Origin of the sequence: Paracoccus sp. SJTW-4, assembly GCF_047716885.1 — a bacterium.
Taxonomy (GTDB): domain Bacteria; phylum Pseudomonadota; class Alphaproteobacteria; order Rhodobacterales; family Rhodobacteraceae; genus Paracoccus; species Paracoccus solventivorans.
Genome location: NZ_CP136681.1, coordinates 464,761 through 485,518, shown reverse-complemented (window position 1 = coordinate 485,518; position 20,758 = coordinate 464,761). Strand labels below are relative to the sequence as shown.

Below are 20,758 nucleotides of genomic sequence, written 5' to 3'. Positions count from 1 at the left end.
AGCGGGGTTCCTTCAGACGGGCGCGTGGGCGCGGGCCGGGGCCAGCAGCCGGGCCATGATCTCGGTGGCGGCAAAGGCGGCGATCACCTCGGGGCGCTTGTCACGGATGCCCGCACCGATCGGGCAGGTCAAGCCCGAGGGGTCGAGGCCGCGGGCGCGGGCGAAACGGGCGAAACCGGCGCGCTTGGTGGCGCTGCCGATCATGCCGACATAGGCGGCATCGCCCCGGGCCAGCGCCTCGGCCGCGATCAGGAAATCCAACGCGTGGTCGTGGGTGACGATGACATGGGCGGCGCCGGCGGGCGCGCGGCGGACCTCGGCCTCGGGCAGGGGGGTCAGCAGCTGCGGCACCCCGGGGGCCAGCGCCAGCTCGGCCGCGCGGGGGTCGATCAGCCGCACCGACACCGGCAGCGGCAGCATGGCGCGGGCCAGCGCCCGGCCGACATGACCGGCCCCGAAGATCAGCACCAGGGGGCGCGGGGGCGGCGGGCTGGCCGGTTCGCGGTCCAGCGTCAGCTCCACCCGGCCGCCGCAGCACTGGCCGATCTCGGGGCCCAGCGGGATATCCATCACCGCCAGCGCTTCGTCTCGCCGCAGCATCTGCCGGGCGCGGTCGATGGCCAGATATTCCAGCTGCCCGCCGCCGATGCTGCCGGTGGTCGCCTCGGGGCCGACCAGCATCTCGGCCCCCAGTTCGCGCGGGGTCGAGCCCCGGGCGCTTGTGATGCGGACGCGGATCATGGGTCCCGCAGCCCCAGCGCCCCGCCGCGCAGCCGCTCCGCCGCCATCAGCACCCGCTCGGGCGTCGCGGGCGCGTCCAGCCGCGGGCATTCGCGATACCCGGCCAACGAGGCCACCGCATGGCCGATCGCCTCGAACACCGAGATCCCCAGCATGAACGGCGGCTCGCCCACCGCCTTCGACCGCCTGATTGTCGGCTCGCGGTTCACCGACCAGTCGGCAAGCGCCACGTTGAACACCTTGGGCCGGTCCGAGGCCAGCGGGATCTTGTAGGTCGAAGGCGCGTGGGTGCGCAGCCGCCCGGCATCGTCCCACCACAGTTCCTCGCTGGTCAGCCAGCCGGTGCCCTGCACGAACCCGCCCTCGATCTGGCCGATGTCGATGGCCGGGTTCAGGGACCGGCCGACGTCATGCAGGATATCCGCGCGCTCGATCACATATTCCCCGGTCAGCGTGTCGACCGAGACCTCGGAACAGGCGGCGCCATAGGCGAAGTAATAGAACGGCCGCCCCGAGCCCTGCGCGCGGTTCCAGTGGATCTTCGGCGTCGCATAGAACCCCGCCGCCGACAGCTGCACCCGGGCCAGATAGGCCATCTGCACCGCTTCGGAAAACGGAATGGTCTCGTCCCGGACCACGATGTGATCGGGGATGAAACGGATTTCCTCGGGCGTGGCGTCCCTGGCCTTGCACAGGAAATCCACCAGCCGCGCCTTGATCTGGTTGGCCGCATCCAGCGCCGCCATGCCGTTGAGATCGGTCCCGGACGAGGCCGCCGTGGCCGAGGTATTCGGCACCTTTTCGGTGGTGGTCTTGGTGACGCGGATGCGGTCGAGTCCGACCTGGAACGCCTCGGCCACCACCTGCGCGATCTTGGTGTGCAGCCCTTGTCCCATCTCGCAGCCGCCGTGGTTCAGCTGGATCGAGCCGTCGGTATAGACATGGACCAGCGCGCCCGCCTGGTTGAAATGCGTGGCGGTGAAGCTGATGCCGAACTTGACCGGGGTCAGGGCGATGCCGCGGCGGATCGGGCTGCCGGCGGCGTCCATGCGGGCGTTGAAATCCAGCACCGCCTGCCGGCGGGCGGCATAGTCGCAAGACGCCTCCAGCTCGTCGAAGAGGCGCGGCAGGATCATGTCCTCGACCGGCTGGTGATAGGGGGTGGGCTGGCCGTCGCGGTAGAGGTTCGCTTTCCGCACCGCCAGAGTGTCCTGCCCGGTGGCATAGGCGATTTCCTCGATGATCCGCTCGGCGACGATCACCCCCTGCGGCCCGCCAAAGCCGCGAAAGGCGGTGTTCGACACGGTGTTGGTGCGCAGCGGATGCGAGCGCAGTTCCACATCGGGATAGAAATAGGCGTTGTCGGCGTGAAACAGCGCCCGATCCGTGACCGCCATGCTGAGGTCCGCCGAAAACCCGCAGCGCGCATACCAGTCGCCACTCACCGCAAGGATGCGGCCCGAGTCATTGAAACCGACGCTGTAATCCACCACGAAATCATGGCGCTTGCCGGTGGCGATCATGTCGTCGTCGCGGTCGGGGCGCAGCTTGACGGCGCGGTTCCACTTGCGCGCGGCGATGGCGGCGACGCAGCAGAACAGGTTCATCTGGGTTTCCTTGCCGCCGAAGCCGCCGCCCATCCGGCGCACGTTCACCACCACCGCATTGGCCGGCACGTCCAGCGCATGGGCGACCATGTGCTGCACCTCGGTCGGGTGCTGGGTCGAGGTAAAGACGGTCATCTCGTCCTCGCCCGGGATCGCCAGCGCGACCTGGCCTTCAAGATAGAAATGATCCTGCCCGCCGATGGCAAAGCGCCCGTCCAGCCGCCGCGGCGCCGCGGCCAGACCGGCGGCAGCATCGCCCCGGCGCAGGGTCATCCCGGGCACCACCAACTCACCCCCCGAAGCCAGCGCCGCCAGCGGGTCGAGCGCGTGGGGCAGGGGCTCATAATCGATCCGCGCCAAGGTCGCCGCGCGCCGTGCCTGTTCGCGGGTCTCGGCGATCACCGCGAACACCGGCTGGCCGTGGAAGCGCACCTCGCCGCGCGCCAGGATGGGATCGTCGCCGGCACTGATCGGGCTGACATCGTTGCGGCCCGGGATGCCCTCGGCGGTCAGCACGTCGATCACGCCCGGGGCCGCGCGCACGGCGTCGAGGTCCATCGACCGGATGCGCCCGTGCGCGACGGTGGAGAGCCCAAGATAGGCGTGCAGCGTCCCCTGCGGCAGCACCAGATCGTCGGTGTAATCCGCCCGGCCGGTGACGTGGCGCTCGGCCGATTCATGGGGCGTATCCAGTTGCGGCGTGCTGAGGGTCTCGTGTTTCATGGTCAGCCCCCCACCGCCCGGTCCAGCCGGACGGGAATGTCACCCCCGCCATGTTCCAGCCAGAAACGGCGGAACAGATTGCCCGCCACCGCCCGGCGGTAATCGGCGGAGGCGCGGAAATCCGACAGCGGGGCAAAGTCGCCCCTGACGGCAAGGGCCGCGGCCTCGAAACCGGCGGCGGCAAAGGGCTGGCCGGTCAGCGCCGATTCTGCCGCCCGTGCGCGCGAGGGCGTGCCGGCCATGCCTCCGAACGCCACGCGGGCATCGGCGATCACCCCGCCCTCGACCCGGATGCAGAACCCCGCCGCCACCGCCGAAATATCCGAGGCCTGCCGTTTCGAGACCTTATAGGCGGCGACCAGCGCCCTGCCGGGTTTCGGGATCACCACGGTTTCCAGAAACTCGCCCTCGGCCCGGTCCTGCCGCCCGTATTCGATAAAGAAATCCTCAAGCGGCAGTTCGCGCCGCACATCGCCCCGGCGCAGCACGATCCGCGCCCCCAGCGCGATCAGCAGCGGCGGCGTTTCCCCGATGGGCGAGCCGTTGGCGATATTGCCGCCGATGGTGCCGGCGTTGCGCACCTGCCAGCCGCCGATGCGCTGGATGTAATCCTCGGCCTGCGGCAGGTGTTCACGGATTACGGGCAGGAATTCGGAATACGTGACGCCAGCCTGGATGCGGATCTCATCGGCGGTGATCTCGATGCCTTTCAGCAGATGGCCGATGAAGATGGCGGGGGAAATCGCGCGCATCTGTTTCGTCACCCACAGCCCGACATCGGTTGCCCCCGCAACGATACTGGCCTTGGGATGATCCAGCAGCGCAAGGGCCAGCGCATCGCTGTCGGCGGGCAGGATGGCGCGTTCGTCGCCGCGGCTGACCTCGGCCCCCGCCGGGATGGCCGAGAGTTTTGCGCGCACCGAGTCACGCTCGACGGTCAGGAAATCCTGCAACTGCCCGCCCGCCTGCGCCGCAGCCAGTGCCGCCCGAATGATCGGCGCATAGCCGGTGCAGCGGCACAGATTGCCCTGCAACGCAGTTTCGACCTGCACCGCATCCGGGTCGGGGTTCGCCATCCACAGCCCGTACAGCGCCATGACGAAACCCGGCGTGCAGAACCCGCACTGGCTGCCGTGATGATCGACCATGGCGCGCTGGATCGGGTGCAAGCCGCCGTCCTGACCGCGCAGATGCTCGATGGTGACGACATGGCAGCGGTGGCAGGAGGCGAGGAAGCGGATGCAGGCGTTCACCGGCTCATAGACCAGCGCGTCCCCGTGCAGCCGCCCGACCAGCACCGTGCAGGCGCCGCAGTCGCCCTCGGCGCAGCCCTCCTTGGTGCCGGTCAGCCCGCGCCCCAGCCGCAGGAAATCCAGCAGCGTGTCGCCCGGCCCGGCCTCGGTCAGGCGGATCTCGGTGTCGTTGAGCAGGAAACGGATCATTGGAAACAGCCGCCTTTCGTCACTGCGCCCCAGCATGGCGCATTTTCCCGCTTGCACAAAACGCCCCTGCGCGTGAACAGTTTACGCCATTTCAAGAAAAAGCGGGCGGAAATGTCCTATCTGGAAAGCCTCAAGGTGTTCGTGCGGGTGGTCGAGCTGGGCTCGATCACCGCGGGCGGGCGCGACATGCGGCTGTCGCCCGCCGCCGCCTCGACCCGCATCCGCGATCTGGAAAACCGCTTTGGCGCGCGGCTGCTGAACCGTACCACCCGCACCCTGACCCCGACCGAGATCGGGCAGGTGCTTTACGACAACGCCCGCCGCGTGCTGGCGGCGGTGGACGAAGCCGAGGCGGCGGTCGCCAGCCATTCCGGGACGCCGCTGGGGGCGATGCGGGTGTCGGCGCCGCTGGGGGCGGGGCGGCGGCTGGTGGCGCCGCTGGTGCCGCGCTTCGTGGCCGAGAACCCCGAGGTGCAGGTGCGGCTGCGCCTGTCCGACCGGGTGGTGAACATCGTCGAGGATGCCATCGACCTGGCGTTCTATCTGGGCCAGCCCGAGGATTCGACGCTGATCCGCCGCAAGATCGCCGATTGCCCGCGGGTGCTGGTCGCCTCGCCCGCCTATCTGGCGCAGCACGGAACGCCCGAGGCGCCCGAGGAGCTGAAGCGCCACAACTGCCTGTTGCTGCGGTTTCCGCGCTCGCCCGAATATTACTGGGTGCTGCAGACGCCGGAAGGGCCGCGGAAACTGGCGGTGGCGGGCGGCTTCGATTCCGACGACGGCGAGGTGCTGACCGACTGGGCACTGGCCGGCGCCGGCATCGCCAATCGTCCCCGCTACGAGGTCGCGGCGGCGCTGCGCGAGGGGCAGCTGGTCGAGGTCCTGCCCGAGACGCCCCCCATGGCCGTCGAGTTCGGCGTATTGACCCCGCACCGCGACCTGCAGGACCCCAAGCTGCGCCTGTTCATCGACTTTGCCGTGCGGGAACTGAAAGGGGCGATGGGGTAAGGGGGGCGTTGCCCCCCGCGCTGCGCGCTCCCCCCAGGATATTTCTGCACCAAAGACAAGGCTGCAAAGAGCAGAACAGGGGCCGCGGCTTCTTCATCACGAAAATATCCCGCGGGATCGTCGTATACGACGATGGGGGCGCGAAGCCCCCGGTCGCGGCGGCGCCGGGTCAGCCGCGGCCGGCGCTGTCGAACCAGGCGCGCAGCAGCGCGCGTTCCTGCGGCTCGATGAAGCTGACGTTGGCCGGGGGCATGGCGTCGGTCAGCCCGGCCTGCAGGAAGATCTCGCGCGCGTGGCGGGCGATCTGGGCGTCGGTTTCCAGCACCACCCGCTTTGGTGCGGTGGCGATGCCGGGCCAGCCGGGCTCCGCCGCGTGGCACATCGAGCAGCGGCCCAGCACGATGTCGCGCACCTCGTCGAAATGCGCGTCGCCGACCAGCCGCGCCTCGGCCGTGGTCAGGGCAGTGCCTTCGTCCTCCAGCCGCTGGGTGCCCTGCGCCGACAACCATGCCGCCGCCAGGAACAGCGCCACCGTTGCGCCCCAGGTCCACCACGGCGCGGGCTTGCGCGCGTGCATGGTGTTGAAGAAATGCCGGATCGTCACCCCCATCAGGAACACCAGCGCCGCGATCAGCCAGTTCCAGCGGCTGGCGAACACCAGCGGATAGTGGTTCGACAGCATCAGGAACACCACCGGCAGCGTCAGGTAGTTGTTGTGCGTTGACCTCAGCTTGGCGATCTTGCCATAGCGCGGGTCGGGCGTGCGCCCGGCCTTGAGGTCGGCGACCACGATCCGCTGGTTGGGGATGATGATCATCGCCACGTTGGCGGTCATGATCGTGGCGGTGAAGGCGCCCAGATGCAGCAGCGCCGCGCGGCCGGTGAACACCTGGTCATAGCCCCAGGCCATCGCCACCAGCAACACGAACAGCAGCAGCATCAGCGTGGTGGGGTTCTCGCCCAGCCGGCTTTTGCACAGCCGGTCGTAGATCACCCAGCCCACCCCCAGCGACAGCGCCGAGATCAGCATCGCCCCCCAGGGCGCCAGCGCCAGCTTGGCGGGGTCGATCAGGTAAAGCTCGGACTGCGCCCAGTAGAGCACCATCAGCATCGCCACCCCCGACAGCCAGGTGGAATAGCTTTCCCACTTGAACCAGGTCAGATGCTCGGGCAGGCGCTCGGGCGCGACCAGGTATTTGGTGATGTGGTAGAAGCCGCCGCCGTGGACCTGCCATTCCTCGCCATGCGCCTTGTCGGGCAGGCCGGGGGCTTTTTGCAGGCCAAGGTCGAGGGCGATGAAATAGAAGCTCGACCCGATCCAGGCGATGGCGGTGATCACGTGGACCCAGCGGATCGCCAGCGCCGCCCAGTCGTGCAGGATGATCCCCTCCATCTCAGCTGCCCCTGTAGGTGGAATAGCCGTAGGGCGAGATCAGCAGCGGCACGTGGTAATGATCGTCCTCGGCCATGCCGAAGCGGATCGGCACCTGATCCAGGAACCGCGGCGCGGGGGCGTCGTGCTGGCCCTCCAGCCATTCGCCGACGTGGAACAGCAGCTCGTAGCGGCCGGGGCGGAACTCGGCTGCGGGCAGGATCGGGCCGTCGGTGCGGCCGTCGGCGTTGGTGACAAGCTCGCGCAAGCAGCGGCGCTCGCCCTCCAGCGCGTAAAGCGTGATGCGCAGCCCCGCGGCGGGGCGGCCCCGCGCGGTGTCCAGCACATGGGTGGTCAGATAGCCGGCCATGGTCCCCCCGTTGGTTGCTTGTCCCCGTGATACGGCAGGACGCCGGGCGCTGGACAGCGCCCGCGGCAACATTCAGCTTATCGTTTCGCGAAAGAATGATAAGCGAGGAATCATGCACGACGACCGCATCATCCGGGCCGCGCCCCTGACCGCGCAGGCGTTTGCCCCTTGGGGGCAGGTGATCGAGGCCGCGGGCGCCCCCGACCGGCTGATCAACGAAGGCCGCTGCGGGCGCTGGCACGACCGCGCGGCGCTTGATGTCGAGGGGCGGGCGGGGATCTCGGTATTCCGCTCGGAATCGGTGCGGCTGCCCTATCGGTTCCGGCTGGTCGAGCGGCATCCGCTGGGCAGCCAGGCGTTCCTGCAGATGACCGAAAACCCGTTCCTGGTGATCGTGGCGCCGGACGAGGGCGGGCGGCCGGGGCGGCCGCTGGCCTTTGTCACCGCGCCGGGTCAGGGGATCAACCTGGCGCGGGGCGCGTGGCACGGGGTGCTGACACCGCTGGGCGATCCGGGGCTGTTCGCGGTGGTGGACCGCTGTGCGGATGGCCCGAACCTGCAGGAATACCGCTGGGATCAGGACTGGACGGTGCTGGGCTGAGTGGCAAGGAAAGCCGCGAACTCGGTCTGCGTGGCGTAGGATGACTGCGCCCCCGGCCGCGTGACCGACAGCGCCGCATAGGCCGAGGCGCGGCGCAGGGCGCGCTCGGGCGCATCTCCTGCCGCGAGGTGATGCGCAAAGGCGCCGACGAAGGCATCGCCCGCGCCGGTGGTGTCGACCGGGGCGACCGTCAGCGCGGGGATCAGGGTCGTGCCGGCGGCGGTGACCAGAGCCGCGCCGCGCGCGCCCAGCGTCACCACCACATTGCCGAGGTCCTGCGCGAACAGCGCCCGCGCCGCGGCCTCGATCTGCGCCGGGGTCCCGACCGGCAGCCCGGTCAGCTGCGCCAGCTCGGTTTCATTGGGGCAGATCCAGCCGAGCCCGCGCAGGCGGGACAGGTCCAGCCCCGGTGCGGCGGGGGCGGGGTTCAGGATCACCGGCACTCCCAGCCGCCCCGCCACGGCGACAGCGTGATAGACCGTCTCCAGCGGCACCTCGAGCTGCAGCAGGATCAGGTCGCAGCGCGCCAGATCCTTGGCGGCGCGGTCGATGTCGGCGGGCGACAGCGCGCCATTGGCCCCGGCCACGATGACGATGGCGTTTTCGCCCGAAGACTCCACGAAGATCGAGGCGACCCCGTTCGGCAGCCCCGGCGCCGGGGTCACATGGGTCAGCTCGATGCCGGCGGCCTGAAGATTGCGGCGCATGTCGTGCCCGAAACCGTCGTCGCCGGTGCGGGTGACCATCGTCACCGCCGATCCCAGCCGCGCCGCCGCCACCGCCTGGTTGGCGCCCTTGCCGCCGAAGCCGGTGGAAAACCCGGTCCCGGCCAGCGTCTCGCCGCGCGCGGGCAGCCGGGCGACGGTGGTCACCAGATCGACGTTGTTCGACCCGATCACCGCGATCCGCCCGGCCATGCGCCGCCCCCCTTGCCGCCCCGGCCGCGCGCCTTAGCGCACCACCAGCACCGGCACCGTGGTCTTGACCAGCACTTCCGAGGTCTGGCTGCCCAGCAGCAGCTTCTGCAACCCGCGCCGCCCGTGCGAGGACATCACGATCAGGTCGCAGCCCTGCAGGTTCGCGGTGCGCAGGATCGCCTCGGCCGGGGAATCGTCCACCTCGTGGATTGGCTCGACGGTCACGCCCTGTTCGGTGGCCTCGGCCTGGATGGAGGCCAGGCGTTCCTTCATCATCTCATCGATCTGCTGGTCGTAGCGGCCGACGGGATCCTCGATCCCGGCCCGCTGCGCCGCCGCCAGCACCTGCGGGCGCAGCGGCTCGATCACGGTCAGCACCGTGACCTTGGCCCCGGAAATCCGGGCCAGCCCCAGCCCCTGCCGCAACCCCTTGAGCGCCAGTTCCGAGCCGTCGGTGGCGATCAGAATATGCTTGTACATCCACAACCTCTTCTGCTTGTGCGGTCAGGGTGCATGATCGCGGCGCAAACGCAAGGCGGCAGGTTGCGCCGGGGCGCCCACCTGCGCTGTTTCACGATGCCGCAGGCCGGGCCGCGGGGGGGCGGGGCGCGACCCGCGCCGAGGTCAGGGGCGCCAGCCGGCGTCGAACACCGGGGCGTAGATCGCGGCCAGCCGCTCGACCGCCTGCGCGGGCGGCAGTTCGAGCGATTCGCCGCTGCGGCGGCTGGTCAGCTCGACCACGTTCGAGGCCAGGCCGCGCGGGCCGACGGTGATCCGCCAGGGCAGGCCGATCAGGTCCATGGTGGCGAACTTGGCGCCCGCGCGCTCGTCGCGGTCGTCGTAGAGCACCTCGAGCCCGCGGGCGCGCAGCTCGCGCTCCAGCGCCTCGCAGGCGCTGTCGGTCGAGGGATCGCCCTGTTTCAGGTTCACCAACCCGACGTGGAACGGGGTGACGCCCTCGGGCCAGATGATGCCGCGTTCGTCGTGGCTGGCCTCGATGATGGCGCCCAGCAGGCGCGAGACGCCGATGCCGTGGCTGCCCATGTGGACCGGCACGCGGGCGCCGTCGGGGCCGACCACTGTGGCGCCCATCGGTTCCGAATACTTGGTGCCGAAATAGAAGATCTGCCCGACCTCGATGCCGCGGGCAGAGCGGCGGCGCTCCTCGGGGATCTGGTTGAACAGCGCCTCGTCGTGGGTCTCGTCCGTGCGGGCGTAGCGGCTGGTGAACTCGTCCAGCACCGCGCGGCAGGCGGCGGGGTCGTCATAGTCGATGGCGCGGTCGCCGAAGCGCAGATCGGTGATGGCGCTGTCGTAGAACACCTCGGATTCGCCGGTCTCGGCGAGGACCAGGAACTCATGCGTGTCCTCGCCGCCGATCGGGCCGCTGTCGGCGCGCATCGGGATCGCCTGCAGCCCCATGCGTTCGTAGGTGCGCAGATAGCTGACCAGATGGCGGTTATAGGCGTGCAGCGCGTCCTCGCGCGTGAGGTCGAAGTTGTAGCCGTCCTTCATCAGGAACTCGCGCCCGCGCATGACGCCGAAGCGGGGGCGGATCTCGTCGCGGAACTTCCACTGGATCTGATACAGCGTCAGCGGCAGGTCCTTGTAGCTGTTCACATGCGCGCGGAAGATGTCGGTGATCATCTCCTCGTTCGTGGGACCATAGAGCATGTCGCGCTTGTGGCGGTCGGTGATGCGCAGCATCTCTTCGCCGTAATCATCGTAGCGGCCGGATTCGCGCCACAGATCGGCCGGCTGCAGCGTCGGCATCAAGAGCGGGATGTGGCCGGCGCGGCCCTGTTCCTCGTGCACGATCTGCTCGATGCGCTTGAGCACCTTCAGCCCCAGCGGCAGCCAGGAATAGATGCCGGCGGCCTGCTGCTTGATCATGCCGGCGCGCAGCATCAGCCGGTGGCTGACGATCTGCGCCTCGGCGGGGTTTTCTTTCAGGACGGGCAGGAAATAGCGCGACAGACGCATGGGACGGGACCTTTGGGCGAGTTCACGGCCGGGTTAGCGGATCGCGGCGCGGGGGGCAACGGTTGCGGCGGGCGGCGCTTGCCGGCCAAGGCCGGGCCTGCGGCCCGCCCTGCCTGCGGCGCGGGTATTTGGGCCAGAAAGAAGCGGCCGGCGCAACAAGGGCGGGGACGCATTTGCGTGAGAGCCGCGCAGCCTGCGCTTGCGCCGCCGCGCGCGACGCGACAAACAGGTCCCGAACCGGGGCTGGCCCGGGGGGATGCGGGCCATGGCGCCCGGGAACGGAGCGTTCGCGATGCGGTTTGCCGGCAGCAAGCAGGCCATCTGGTGGGGCGCCGCGGCGCTGGTGCTGGTGCTGGTCCTGTGGTTCCTGGGCAATGCGATCATGCCGTTCCTGCTGGGCATGGCCATCGCCTATTTCCTTGACCCCGTGGCCGACCGGCTGGAACGCGCCGGGCTGTCGCGCACGCTGGCGGTGGTGCTGATCACCGCCATCGTGGTGCTGGCGTTTGCGGCGACGCTGGTCTGGCTGGTGCCGCTGCTGTTGCGGCAGGGCACGCAGCTGGTCGAGACCGCCCCCCACATGATCCAGCGCCTGCAAGAGGTGGTGCAGGCGCGGTTTCCCGACCTGCTGCCGTCGGGCGGGTTCCTGGACATGGCGCTGGACAAGGGGCGCGAGACGGTGGCCGGCAGCATGGGCACCATCGTCGGCAGCGTCATGGGCTCGATCAACGGGGTGATCGGCTTTGTCATGGTGGTGGTGATCGCGCCCGTGGTGGCCTTCTACATGCTGCTGGACTGGGACCGCATGGTCGACCGGATCGACGCGCTGCTGCCGCGCCCACACCTGGACACGCTGCGCACGCTGTTTGCGCAGATCAACGACAGCATCTCGGGCTTCGTGCGCGGGCAGGCGGTGGTGATCCTGATCCTGGCGCTGCTGTATTCGACCGGGCTGGCGCTGGCCGGGCTGCCCTTCGGCATCGTGATCGGGGTGTCGGCGGCATCGCTGTCCTTCATCCCCTATCTGGGCACGCTGCTGGGCGGTGTGCTGTCGATCGGGGTGGCGCTGTTTTCGTTCTGGGACGAGCCGGCGCGGATCCTGATCGTGGCCGGGATCTTCGCCGCCGGGCAGATGCTGGAAAGCAACTACCTGCAGCCCAAGATCATCGGCGGCCATGTCGGGCTGCACCCGGTCTGGCTGATGCTGGCGCTGGCGGTGTTCGGGACGCTGTTCGGGTTCGTCGGGCTGCTGGTGGCGGTGCCGCTGGGCGCGGCCGTGGGGGTGATCGTGCGCCACACGGTCGCGCGCTACAAGGAAAGCGCGCTTTACACCGGCGCGCAGCAGCCCTCGCCGCCGCCGCAGCCGACGCTGGTCGAGATCGTTCCCCATGGCACCGTCGCCCGCCGCATCGCGCAGGAGCAGCGCACCCATGACGAGGCGGTGCGCGAGGCGCGGGTCGGCGCGCCGCCGCCCGAGGCGCAGGGGCCCGAGCCGCAGGGACCCGTGCTTCCCGACAGCAGGGCCGGACTCCCCGCGCCGGGCGGCAGGCTCGGGAGGGGGTAGCGATGCCCCGCCAGCTGACGCTGGACCTGCGCACGCCCCCGGCGCTGTCGCGGCAGGATTTCCTGCCCGCCCCGGCCAATGCCGAGGCGCTGGCCATGCTGGACCGGCCGCAGGACTGGCCGCAGGGGCGGCTGCTGCTGGTCGGCCCCGAGGGCGCGGGCAAGTCGCATCTGGCGGCGTTCTGGGCGGCCGAGCACGGGGCGCAGCGGGTCCGCGCCTCGGGGCTGCGGCCCGAGACCGCGGATGCGCTGGTCGCGCCGGGCGGCGCGCTGGTGGTCGAGGACGCCCATCGCGCCGGTGGTGCAGCCGGGGCCGAGGCGGCGCTGTTCCATCTGTGGAACCTCTGCGCGGCGCAGGGGGCGCTGCTGCTGATCACCGCGCGGACGCCGCCGCGCGACTGGGGGCTGGCGCTGCCCGACCTCGCCTCGCGCATGGCGGCGACGGCGCTGGTGCGGCTCGAGCCCCCCGACGAGGCGCTGCTGGCCGCGGTGCTGGTCAAGCTGTTCGCCGACCGCCAGCTGGTGCCCGGGCCGGGCGTGGTCGAATCGCTTTCGCGGCACATGGACCGCGACCTGGGGCTGGCCCGGCGCGTGGTGGCCGAGATCGACCGCACCGCGCTGGCCGAGGGGCGGGGGGTGACAAGGCCGCTGGCACTGGCGGCGCTGGCGCGGATCGCAGGCGAGGCCGGCTGAGCGGCGGGGGCGGGGGGCTGTCTGCCCCGGGCCACTGCCACGGCGTTGAGAACAGTCCACTGGACTATCCGGCGGGAAAGCAGCCTTGCGGGCTGTTGTCTGATCCGCCTTCTTTTCCGGGCACTGCCCGAGCGGGGGGGGCAGTCCCCGGCGACTGCCTTGGCCTTGGACCAGCCCCGGCCACTGCTTTGGCCTTCTTGCTGAAAACAGTCCACCGGAGCATTCGGCAGGAAAGCTTGAGGGCTGTTTCTGATCCGCCTCCTATTGCGGGCGCTGCCGTGGCTTTCCTCGCTGAAAACAGCCCACGGAGCATCCGGCGGAAAAGCTTGGGGGCTGTTTTCTGATCCGCCGCCTGTTCCGGGCGCTCGGAAGCCAGCGGGATATTTCCGGCAAGATGAAGGCATGGGGTGCCGGTAGGCGGCGGCCGGGACGGCATGGCCTGCGCGCTTTATGTCGGTTGTGTGAAGATTGTCCGGCGCGGTTTGACAGTCTTTCGCGGGCGTTCCAGAAACCCCTCAACTGCCCCGCTTTTTCCTGCATGATGTTTCCATGACCCAGGCCGATTTCCTCAAGACCCCGATTCCCCCCGCCCGCGTCCTTTCCGAGGGGCCGCCCGAGGGGCCGGCGCGGTTCTTCAACCGCGAGCTCAGCTGGCTGAGCTTCAACTGGCGGGTGCTGGACGAGGCCCGCAACCCGCGGGTGCCGCTGCTGGAACGGCTGCGCTTCCTGTCGATCTCGGCCACCAACCTTGACGAGTTCTACACCGTCCGCGTCGCCGGACTGCGCGAGCTGGTGCGCGAGGGCAACGTCACCCCCTCGGACGACGGGCTGACCCCGGCCGAGCAGCTGGCGCTGATCAACGCCGACGCCCGCCGGCTGATGGGCGCGCAGCAGACCGTCTGGAACAAGCTGCGCCGCGAGATGGAGGCTGAGGGCATCGTCATCCTGTCGCGCTCGCGCGTGACCCGGGCCGAGGCGGCGTTCCTGCGCACGCATTTCCTGGAACAGGTGTTCCCGGTGCTGACGCCGCTGACCATCGACCCGGCGCATCCCTTCCCCTTCATCCCCAACGCCGGCTTCTGCCTGGCGCTGGAGCTGGCGCGGGAATCCGACGGTAGCCAGATGCAGGCGCTGCTGCCGATTCCGGGGCAGCTCAAGCGATTTATCCCTTTGCCGGGGGGGCAGCGGTTCCTGCGGCTGGAAGACCTGCTGCTGATGTATCTGCCGCGGCTGTTCCCCGGCTATCGCGATGTCGGCCACTGCGCCTTCCGGGTGCTGCGCGACAGCGACCTCGAGCTCGAGGACGAGGCCGAGGATCTGGTGCGCGAGTTCGAGACCGCGCTGAAGCGCCGGCGCCGCGGCGACGTGATCCGGCTCAAGATCACCGCCGGCGCCCCCGACCGGCTGCGCAAGCTGATCATGCAGCGGCTGCAGGTCGGGCTGGACGAGGTGATCCAGGTCGAGGGGCTGCTGGGCATGGCCGACATGCGCGAACTGGTGCTGGACAGCCGCCCGGACCTGCAATGGCCGTCCTTCGTGCCGCGGGTGCCCGAGCGGGTCCAGGACCACGACGGCGACATGTTCGCCGCCATCCGGCAAAAGGACATGCTGCTGCACCACCCGTACGAGACCTTCGACATGGTGGTGCGCTTCCTGCAGCAGGCGGCGCGCGACCCCGACGTGGTGGCGATCAAGCAGACGCTGTACCGCACCAGCCGCGACAGCCCCATCGTCAGCGCCCTGTGCGAGGCGGCGGAATCGGGCAAGTCGGTGGTGGCGCTGGTCGAGCTGAAGGCCCGCTTCGACGAGGCCGCCAACATCCGGCAGTCGCGGCGGCTGGAACGGGCGGGGGCGCATGTGGTCTACGGGTTCTTCAACTACAAGACCCACGCCAAGATCTCGACCGTAGTGCGGCGCGAAGGCGATGCGCTGGTCACCTATACCCATTTCGGCACCGGCAACTATCACCCGATCACCGCGCGCATCTATACCGACCTGTCACTGCTGACCTGCGACCCGGCGCTGGGGCGCGATGCGACCAAGGTGTTCAACTACCTGTCCAGCTATGTCGAGCCGGTGGGGCTGGAAAACCTGGCGATCAGCCCGATCAACCTGAAATCCACCCTGCTGGACCTGATCGCGCGCGAGGCCGAGTTCGCCCGCCAGGGCCGCCCGGCCGAGATCTGGGCCAAGCTGAACAGCCTGATCGAGAAGGACGTGATCGAGGCGCTTTACGCCGCCTCGAACGCGGGGGTGCGCATCAACCTGGTGGTGCGCGGCATCTGCGGGCTGCGCCCCGGCATCGCCGGGCTTTCGGACAACATCCGGGTCAAGTCCATCGTCGGGCGCTTCCTGGAACACAGCCGCGTGGTCTGTTTCGGCAACGGCCACGGGCTGCCCTCGCGCAAGGCGCGGGTGTTCATCAGCTCGGCCGACTGGATGGACCGCAACCTCAACCGCCGGGTCGAGTCGCTGGTCGAATGCATCAACGAGACGGTGAAGGCGCAGATCACCAGCCAGATCATGGCCGCCAACCTGGCCGACGAGGCACAAAGCTGGATCCTGCAACCCGACGGCCGCTATCTGCGCCACCTGCCCGAGGACCGCGAGGATCTGTTCAACTGCCACCAGTATTTCCTTGACAACCCCTCGCTTTCTGGGCGGGGAACGGCCGGGGCAAAGGATGTCGCGGCCCTGACCCATACCCGGGATTGACCTGAACCCGCGTCGGGCGCTTTCCTGCGCCCGTCCGCACAACGGAAGAAAAGGCCCGCCATGAACGTCAAGACCGCCAGCGGCCAGAAAATCGCCCCCTTCGGCAAGCACGGGCTGCCGGTCCGGTCGATGCGGGAACTGGCGCGGGTGGGGGTGGTGGACGTCGGCTCGAACTCGATCCGGCTGGTCGTGTTCGACGGCGCCGCCCGCAGCCCGGCGTATTTCTACAACGAAAAGGTCATGGCCGGGCTGGGGCAGGGGCTGGCCTCGACCGGGCGGCTGAACCCCGAGGGGGTGCGGCGGGGCATGGCGGCGCTGAAGCGTTTTTCCACCCTGGCGCGCGACATGGGGATCGAGGCGCTGACCTGCGTCGCCACCGCCGCCGTGCGCGAGGCCGAGGACGGCCCCGCCTTCAACCGCGCCGTCACCCGCAGGACCGGCTTGAAGCTCTTGATCATCGACGGCGAGGAAGAGGCGCGGCTGTCGGCGCAAGGGGTGCTGCTGGGCTGGCCCGACGCGCGCGGGCTGGTCTGCGACATGGGCGGCAGCTCGATGGAGCTGGCCGAGGTCGGCGAGGGAAAGATCGGACGCCGCGCCACCTCGCCGCTGGGGCCGTTCCGCCTGCAGCTGGTCGAGCGCAAGGCCCTGCGCCGCCATATCCAGAAGGTGGTCGAGGGGCTGGCCGCCGCGGTCGGCGACGACCACGAGCGCATCTATCTGGTCGGCGGCTCGTGGCGGGCGATCGCGCGGCTGGACATGGAGCGGCGCGGCTATCCGATGACGGTGCTGCACGAATACCGCATGACCCCCGAGGACGTGCTGGCCACGGTCAAGTGGATCGGCGACACCCCGCAGGCCGAGATGAAGTCGCGCAGCGGCATCTCCTCCTCGCGGCTCGAACTGGTGCCGCTGGCGGTGCAGGTGCTGCGCCAGCTGGTGCTGACCTTTGCCCCGCGCGAGATCGCCGTCAGCTCCTACGGTATCCGCGAGGGGCTGCTTTACGAACAGATGTCCGCCGGCATCCGCAAGCGCGACCCGCTGATCGAGGCCGCCAAGTTCACCGAGCGCAAGCTGGCGCGGCTGCCCGGGGCCGGCAAGCGGCTGTTCCAGTTCCTGGCGCCGGTGTTCGCGGGCGCCCCGCCCGAGCGCGAGCGGCTGATCCGCGCCGCCTGCCTTTTGCACGACACCAGCTGGCGCGCGCACCCCGATTACCGGGCCGAGGCCAGTTTCGACAACGTCACCCATTCCAACATGACCGCGCTGTCGCACCCGGAACGGGTGTTCCTGGGGCTGTCGCTGCTGCACCGCTATACCAACAGCCGCACCGGCTGCCTGGTCGAGCCGCTGCTGCCGCTGCTGGCCCAGGACGAGATCCGCGAGGCCGAGATCGTCGGCCGCGCCATGCGCTTCGGGGCGATGTTTTCCATCGGCGACCCGACCGAGGCCGGCGCGCTGCAGCTGGACCGCGAGGCCGGCACGCTGACCCTGACCCTGACCGACAGCGGGCGCGAGCTGATGGGCGAGGTGGTCGAAGCCCGCTTCCGCGCGCTTGCCTCGGCGCTTAAGGTGACGGCGGTGGTGGCCTGAGCCGCCGCAGGGGGTCCACGCCCCGGGGGCGCGCGGCCCCTTCTTTCGCTTCGGAGGGGGCATGTCGTTTGAAACCTGGCTTCTGTTCCTGCTGACCTCGGCGGGGATCGCGCTGACCCCGGGGCCGAACGTGCTGCTGGCGCTGACCCATGGCGCGCTGCACGGCAATCGCCGCGCGCTGTGGACCATCATGGGCGGGGTCACCGGGCTGGTCGCGGTCATGGGGCTGTGCATGTTCGGGATCGGGGCGCTGGTGCGGACCTCGGCGCTGTGGCTGACCGGGCTCAAGCTGGTCGGGGGCGCCTATCTGGTCTGGCTGGGAATCCGGCTGTGGGCCTCGCCGCTGATCGTGGTGGCGGCCGGGGGCGCGGCGGCGGCGGTGCGCGGCGCGGCGTTGTTCCGGTCGGGGTTCCTGACCGCCGCCACCAACCCCAAGGGGCTTTTGTTCTTCAGCGCGCTGCTGCCGCAGTTCCTGTCGGCCGAGCGCAGCCTGGCCGGGCAGTTCCTGGTGATGGGCGCTACCTATGCGGTGATCGAATTCGCGGTGGAATATCTTTACGCCGCCGCCGCGCATCGGGTGCGGCCGTGGCTGGCCCGGGTCGGGCGCCGCTTCAACCGGGCCTGCGGCGGCATCTTCGTCGCCATCGGCGCGGCGCTGCCACTGCGCTGAGCGGGGGCGGTGGGGGGCGCCGTGCCCCCCTCAGATCACCCCGTGCTGGCGCAGCAGCGCCTCTTCGTCGCCGGACATCCAGCCGAACACACGCGCCTCGCCCTCGGCCAGCCGGACCAGGTAATGCACGTCGAAATCGATGGCGGTCTCGGGCAGATCGTCGCGGGCATAGGTCGCGGTCCAGGCGACATGGGCGACGCAATGCAGCGCGTCGATCGGTGACAGGCGCAGGTCGCGGATGCGCATCGCGGTGGTGCCGATGGCGCGGTAATGCGCATAGCCCTCGGCCATGCGCTCGCGCAGCAGCGCATCGTTGCGGCCGGTGATCACCCCGGCGGGGGTGCTGGCAATGAACTCGGGCGCGTAAAGCGTCGCCACCTCGTCCATCGTGGCGCGTCCGGCCAGCGCCTGCGCGAACATCTGCTCATAGCGCCGGAACAGCGCCCTGACTGCGGCGTCCATCGCTGTTGCCCCCTTGTTCGACCGATCCGCGCCAGCATGGCACGGCCTGCCGCCGCTGCCCATGGGGCGGGTCACGAAAAAGCGCCACGAAAAAGGGCGCCCGCAAGGGGCGCCCTTCCTGTCCGTGCCTGATCGGCGCGGGCGGGGTGATTACATCATCCCGCCCATGCCGCCCATGTCGGGCATCCCGCCGCCGGCCGGAGCCTTCGGCTCGGGCTTCTCGGCGATCATCGCCTCGGTGGTGATCAGCAGGCCCGCGACCGAGGCCGCGTCTTCCAGCGCGGTGCGCACGACCTTGGCCGGGTCGATCACGCCGAACTTGAACATGTCGCCATATTCTTCGGTCTGCGCGTTGAAGCCAAAGGTCTTGTCGTTCGATTCCCGCACCTTGCCGGCCACCACGGCGCCATCGACGCCGGCGTTTTCGGCGATCTGGCGCATCGGCGCCTCGAGCGCGCGGCGGATGATGGCGATGCCGGCGTTCTGGTCCGAGTTGGCGCCTTCCAGCCCTTCCAGGGCCTTGCCGCCCTGAACCAGGGCCACGCCGCCACCGACCACGACACCTTCCTGCACCGCGGCGCGGGTGGCGTTCAGCGCGTCGTCCACGCGGTCCTTGCGCTCTTTCACCTCGACCTCGGTCAGGCCGCCGACGCGGATGACGGCGACGCCACCGGCCAGCTTGGCCACACGCTCCTGCAGCTTCTCGCGGTCGTAGTCGCTGGTGGTTTCCTCGATCTGCTGGCGGATCTGGCTGACGCGGGCCTCGATCTCGGCCTTTTCACCGGCGCCATCGACGATGGTGGTGTTGTCCTTGTTGATCGAGATCTTCTTGGCGCGGCCCAGCATGTCCAGCCCGACGTTCTCGAGCTTCATGCCCAGGTCGTCCGAGATCACCTGGCCGCCGGTCAGGATCGCGATGTCCTGCAGCATGGCCTTGCGGCGATCGCCGAAGCCCGGCGCCTTGACGGCCGCGACCTTCAGCCCGCCGCGCAGGCGGTTGACGACCAGCGTGGCCAGCGCCTCGCCTTCCACGTCCTCGGCCACGATCAGCAGCGGCTTCTGGGTCTGGATGACGGCTTCCAGCAGGGGAACCATCGGCTGCAGCGACGACAGTTTCTTTTCGTGCAGCAGGATATAGGCGTCTTCCAGCTCGGCGATCATCTTTTCCGGGTTGGTGACGAAATAGGGCGACAGGTAGCCGCGGTCGAACTGCATCCCCTCGACGACTTCGACCTCGGTCTCCATCCCCTTGTTCTCTTCGACGGTGATCACGCCTTCGTTGCCGACGCGCTGCATCGCCTCGGCGATCTGCTCGCCGATGAAGGTCTCGCCGTTGGCCGAGATGGTGCCGACCTGCGCGACTTCGGCGCTGTCGTTGACCGGGCGGGCGGCGGCCTTGATCGATTCCACGACGCGGGCGGTGGCCAGGTCGATGCCGCGCTTCAGGTCCATCGGGTTCATGCCCGCGGCGACGGCCTTCAGCCCTTCGCGCACGATGGCCTGTGCCAGCACGGTGGCGGTGGTGGTGCCGTCCCCGGCCTCGTCATTGGTGCGCGAGGCGACTTCGCGGACCATCTGCGCGCCCATGTTCTCGAACTTGTCGGACAGTTCGATTTCCTTGGCGACCGAAACGCCGTCCTTGGTGATGCGCGGGGCGCCGAAGGACTTGTCGATGACCACGTTGCGGCCCTTGGGGCCCAGCGTCACCTTGACCGCATCGGCCAGGATGTTGACGCCCTTGAGCATCCGGTCGCGGGCGTCGGTGTTGAACTTGACTTCCTTGCCAGCCATTTATCTCTTCCTTGTCAATGAGTTGAAAACGATCCGTCAGGGATTACGAGATGATCCCGAGGATGTCGCTTTCCTTCATGATCAGCAGCTCTTCGCCGTCCAGCGTGATTTCGGTGCCCGACCATTTGCCGAACAGGATGCGGTCGCCGGCCTTGACGTCCAGCGCGATCCGATCGCCGTCGTCGTCGCGGGTGCCGGCGCCCACGGCCACGACCTCGCCCTCGGCGGGCTTTTCCTTGGCGGTGTCGGGGATGATCAGGCCGCCCTTGGTCTTTTCGTCGGATTCGACGCGACGGACCAGGACGCGGTCGTGCAGAGGGGTGAAAGCCATCGTGAACACTCCGATTCAGGTTGCAGTGTTGCGTTGTTGGCACTCGACCTTGGTGAGTGCCAATGCCCGCCAGATAGGCCGCGGTCACGAGCCTGTCAACCCGCAGCCGGGCCGGGCGCGCCGGGTTGGGTTCGCCCGCCCCGCGTGCGATGCTGGCGCGGCCCGGCGCTGGGGTGCGGGCG

18 protein-coding genes are annotated in these 20,758 nt (G+C 69.4%); 7 read left to right on the top strand and 11 right to left on the bottom strand.

Features of this window, described 5'->3' with window-relative positions; genetic code table 11:
• Positions 1–12: 12 nt before the first annotated feature.
• From xdhC to xdhA, 3 genes are read right to left on the bottom strand one after another with little or no spacing between them, the layout of a single operon-like run.
• Entirely contained in the window at positions 13–741 is a 729-nt protein-coding gene (gene xdhC / locus RSP45_RS02405; protein ID WP_415393087.1) for a xanthine dehydrogenase accessory protein XdhC, read from the bottom strand.
• Positions 738–3,071, bottom strand: coding sequence for a xanthine dehydrogenase molybdopterin binding subunit (xdhB, locus tag RSP45_RS02400; protein WP_415393086.1), 2,334 nt, complete (start codon positions 3,069–3,071; stop codon positions 738–740). The genes xdhC and xdhB overlap by 4 nt, the downstream gene beginning before the upstream one ends.
• A 2-nt stretch (positions 3,072–3,073) precedes the next feature.
• Entirely contained in the window at positions 3,074–4,513 is a 1,440-nt protein-coding gene (gene xdhA, locus RSP45_RS02395; RefSeq protein ID WP_415393085.1) for a xanthine dehydrogenase small subunit, read from the bottom strand.
• A gap of 111 nt (positions 4,514–4,624) precedes the next feature.
• Here xdhA and RSP45_RS02390 point away from each other — a divergent pair, with 111 nt between their 5' ends.
• Positions 4,625–5,521, top strand: coding sequence for a LysR family transcriptional regulator (locus tag RSP45_RS02390; protein ID WP_415393980.1), 897 nt, complete (start codon positions 4,625–4,627; stop codon positions 5,519–5,521).
• Positions 5,522–5,690: 169 nt separating this feature from the next.
• Here the strand turns inward: RSP45_RS02390 and RSP45_RS02385 are convergent, their stop codons facing one another.
• Together RSP45_RS02385 and uraH are read right to left on the bottom strand one after the other, a co-directional pair.
• Positions 5,691–6,914 (bottom strand): urate hydroxylase PuuD, encoded by a 1,224-nt coding sequence (locus RSP45_RS02385; RefSeq protein WP_415393084.1) that lies wholly within the window; start codon positions 6,912–6,914, stop codon positions 5,691–5,693.
• A gap of 1 nt (position 6,915) precedes the next feature.
• The gene (gene uraH, locus RSP45_RS02380; protein WP_415393083.1) at positions 6,916–7,263 is read right to left on the bottom strand and encodes a hydroxyisourate hydrolase; all 348 of its coding nucleotides are present in this window, start codon (positions 7,261–7,263) and stop codon (positions 6,916–6,918) included.
• A 112-nt stretch (positions 7,264–7,375) separates the two neighbouring features.
• On the opposite strand from uraH, the gene RSP45_RS02375 reads away from it, so the two are divergent.
• Positions 7,376–7,864 (top strand): ureidoglycolate lyase, encoded by a 489-nt coding sequence (locus RSP45_RS02375; protein ID WP_415393082.1) that lies wholly within the window; start codon positions 7,376–7,378, stop codon positions 7,862–7,864.
• On the opposite strand, the gene rbsK is transcribed toward RSP45_RS02375, so the two are convergent.
• From rbsK to proS, 3 genes are all read right to left on the bottom strand, one after another.
• On the bottom strand, positions 7,840–8,781 hold the full coding sequence (gene rbsK / locus RSP45_RS02370) for a ribokinase (protein ID WP_415393081.1): 942 nt from the start codon (positions 8,779–8,781) through the stop codon (positions 7,840–7,842). The genes RSP45_RS02375 and rbsK overlap by 25 nt on opposite strands.
• 33 nt (positions 8,782–8,814) lie before the next feature.
• Positions 8,815–9,261 (bottom strand): universal stress protein, encoded by a 447-nt coding sequence (locus tag RSP45_RS02365; protein WP_073065989.1) that lies wholly within the window; start codon positions 9,259–9,261, stop codon positions 8,815–8,817.
• A gap of 144 nt (positions 9,262–9,405) precedes the next feature.
• Positions 9,406–10,764, bottom strand: a complete 1,359-nt coding sequence (gene proS / locus RSP45_RS02360) for a proline--tRNA ligase (protein ID WP_073065984.1) — start codon at positions 10,762–10,764, stop codon at positions 9,406–9,408.
• A gap of 265 nt (positions 10,765–11,029) precedes the next feature.
• On the opposite strand from proS, the gene RSP45_RS02355 reads away from it, so the two are divergent.
• The 5 genes from RSP45_RS02355 (at position 11,030) to RSP45_RS02335 (ending at position 17,992) form a co-directional block, all read left to right on the top strand.
• Entirely contained in the window at positions 11,030–12,328 is a 1,299-nt protein-coding gene (locus RSP45_RS02355) for an AI-2E family transporter (RefSeq protein ID WP_415393080.1), read from the top strand.
• 2 nt (positions 12,329–12,330) lie between these two features.
• Positions 12,331–13,020 carry a chromosomal replication initiator DnaA gene (locus RSP45_RS02350; RefSeq protein ID WP_415393079.1) on the top strand — a complete coding sequence of 230 codons (690 nt, stop codon included), beginning with the start codon at positions 12,331–12,333 and terminating at the stop codon, positions 13,018–13,020.
• 549 nt (positions 13,021–13,569) lie between these two features.
• Entirely contained in the window at positions 13,570–15,735 is a 2,166-nt protein-coding gene (locus RSP45_RS02345) for an RNA degradosome polyphosphate kinase (protein WP_415393078.1), read from the top strand.
• A 60-nt stretch (positions 15,736–15,795) separates the two neighbouring features.
• The gene (locus tag RSP45_RS02340) at positions 15,796–17,322 is read left to right on the top strand and encodes a Ppx/GppA family phosphatase (protein WP_415393077.1); all 1,527 of its coding nucleotides are present in this window, start codon (positions 15,796–15,798) and stop codon (positions 17,320–17,322) included.
• Between the two features lie 61 nt (positions 17,323–17,383).
• Complete coding sequence (locus RSP45_RS02335; protein ID WP_415393076.1) at positions 17,384–17,992, top strand: LysE family translocator; 609 nt, start codon at positions 17,384–17,386, stop codon at positions 17,990–17,992.
• A 30-nt stretch (positions 17,993–18,022) separates the two neighbouring features.
• Here RSP45_RS02335 and RSP45_RS02330 read toward each other — a convergent pair whose 3' ends face one another.
• The 3 genes from RSP45_RS02330 to groES form a co-directional block, all read right to left on the bottom strand.
• Positions 18,023–18,454, bottom strand: coding sequence for a nuclear transport factor 2 family protein (locus tag RSP45_RS02330; protein ID WP_415393075.1), 432 nt, complete (start codon positions 18,452–18,454; stop codon positions 18,023–18,025).
• A gap of 150 nt (positions 18,455–18,604) precedes the next feature.
• Positions 18,605–20,245 carry a chaperonin GroEL gene (gene groL, locus RSP45_RS02325; RefSeq protein WP_415393074.1) on the bottom strand — a complete coding sequence of 547 codons (1,641 nt, stop codon included), beginning with the start codon at positions 20,243–20,245 and terminating at the stop codon, positions 18,605–18,607.
• A 43-nt stretch (positions 20,246–20,288) separates the two neighbouring features.
• Entirely contained in the window at positions 20,289–20,576 is a 288-nt protein-coding gene (gene groES / locus RSP45_RS02320; protein WP_303730774.1) for a co-chaperone GroES, read from the bottom strand.
• Positions 20,577–20,758: the final 182 nt, after the last annotated feature.

Excerpts from the sequence above, each read along its gene's own strand:
- xdhC (WP_415393087.1), bottom strand. The coding sequence starts at position 741 with ATGATCCGCGTCCGCATCACAAGCGCCCGGGGCTCGACCCCGCGCGAA.
- rbsK (WP_415393081.1), bottom strand. The coding sequence starts at position 8,781 with ATGGCCGGGCGGATCGCGGTGATCGGGTCGAACAACGTCGATCTGGTG.
- RSP45_RS02385 (WP_415393084.1), bottom strand. The coding sequence starts at position 6,914 with ATGGAGGGGATCATCCTGCACGACTGGGCGGCGCTGGCGATCCGCTGG.
- xdhA (WP_415393085.1), bottom strand. The coding sequence starts at position 4,513 with ATGATCCGTTTCCTGCTCAACGACACCGAGATCCGCCTGACCGAGGCC.
- RSP45_RS02355 (WP_415393080.1), top strand. The coding sequence starts at position 11,030 with ATGGCGCCCGGGAACGGAGCGTTCGCGATGCGGTTTGCCGGCAGCAAG.
- RSP45_RS02345 (WP_415393078.1), top strand. The coding sequence starts at position 13,570 with ATGACCCAGGCCGATTTCCTCAAGACCCCGATTCCCCCCGCCCGCGTC.
- groES (WP_303730774.1), bottom strand. The coding sequence starts at position 20,576 with ATGGCTTTCACCCCTCTGCACGACCGCGTCCTGGTCCGTCGCGTCGAA.
- xdhB (WP_415393086.1), bottom strand. The coding sequence starts at position 3,071 with ATGAAACACGAGACCCTCAGCACGCCGCAACTGGATACGCCCCATGAA.
- RSP45_RS02350 (WP_415393079.1), top strand. The coding sequence starts at position 12,331 with ATGCCCCGCCAGCTGACGCTGGACCTGCGCACGCCCCCGGCGCTGTCG.
- groL (WP_415393074.1), bottom strand. The coding sequence starts at position 20,245 with ATGGCTGGCAAGGAAGTCAAGTTCAACACCGACGCCCGCGACCGGATG.
- RSP45_RS02335 (WP_415393076.1), top strand. The coding sequence starts at position 17,384 with ATGTCGTTTGAAACCTGGCTTCTGTTCCTGCTGACCTCGGCGGGGATC.
- uraH (WP_415393083.1), bottom strand. The coding sequence starts at position 7,263 with ATGGCCGGCTATCTGACCACCCATGTGCTGGACACCGCGCGGGGCCGC.
- RSP45_RS02365 (WP_073065989.1), bottom strand. The coding sequence starts at position 9,261 with ATGTACAAGCATATTCTGATCGCCACCGACGGCTCGGAACTGGCGCTC.
- RSP45_RS02390 (WP_415393980.1), top strand. The coding sequence starts at position 4,625 with ATGTCCTATCTGGAAAGCCTCAAGGTGTTCGTGCGGGTGGTCGAGCTG.
- RSP45_RS02340 (WP_415393077.1), top strand. The coding sequence starts at position 15,796 with ATGAACGTCAAGACCGCCAGCGGCCAGAAAATCGCCCCCTTCGGCAAG.
- RSP45_RS02330 (WP_415393075.1), bottom strand. The coding sequence starts at position 18,454 with ATGGACGCCGCAGTCAGGGCGCTGTTCCGGCGCTATGAGCAGATGTTC.
- RSP45_RS02375 (WP_415393082.1), top strand. The coding sequence starts at position 7,376 with ATGCACGACGACCGCATCATCCGGGCCGCGCCCCTGACCGCGCAGGCG.
- proS (WP_073065984.1), bottom strand. The coding sequence starts at position 10,764 with ATGCGTCTGTCGCGCTATTTCCTGCCCGTCCTGAAAGAAAACCCCGCC.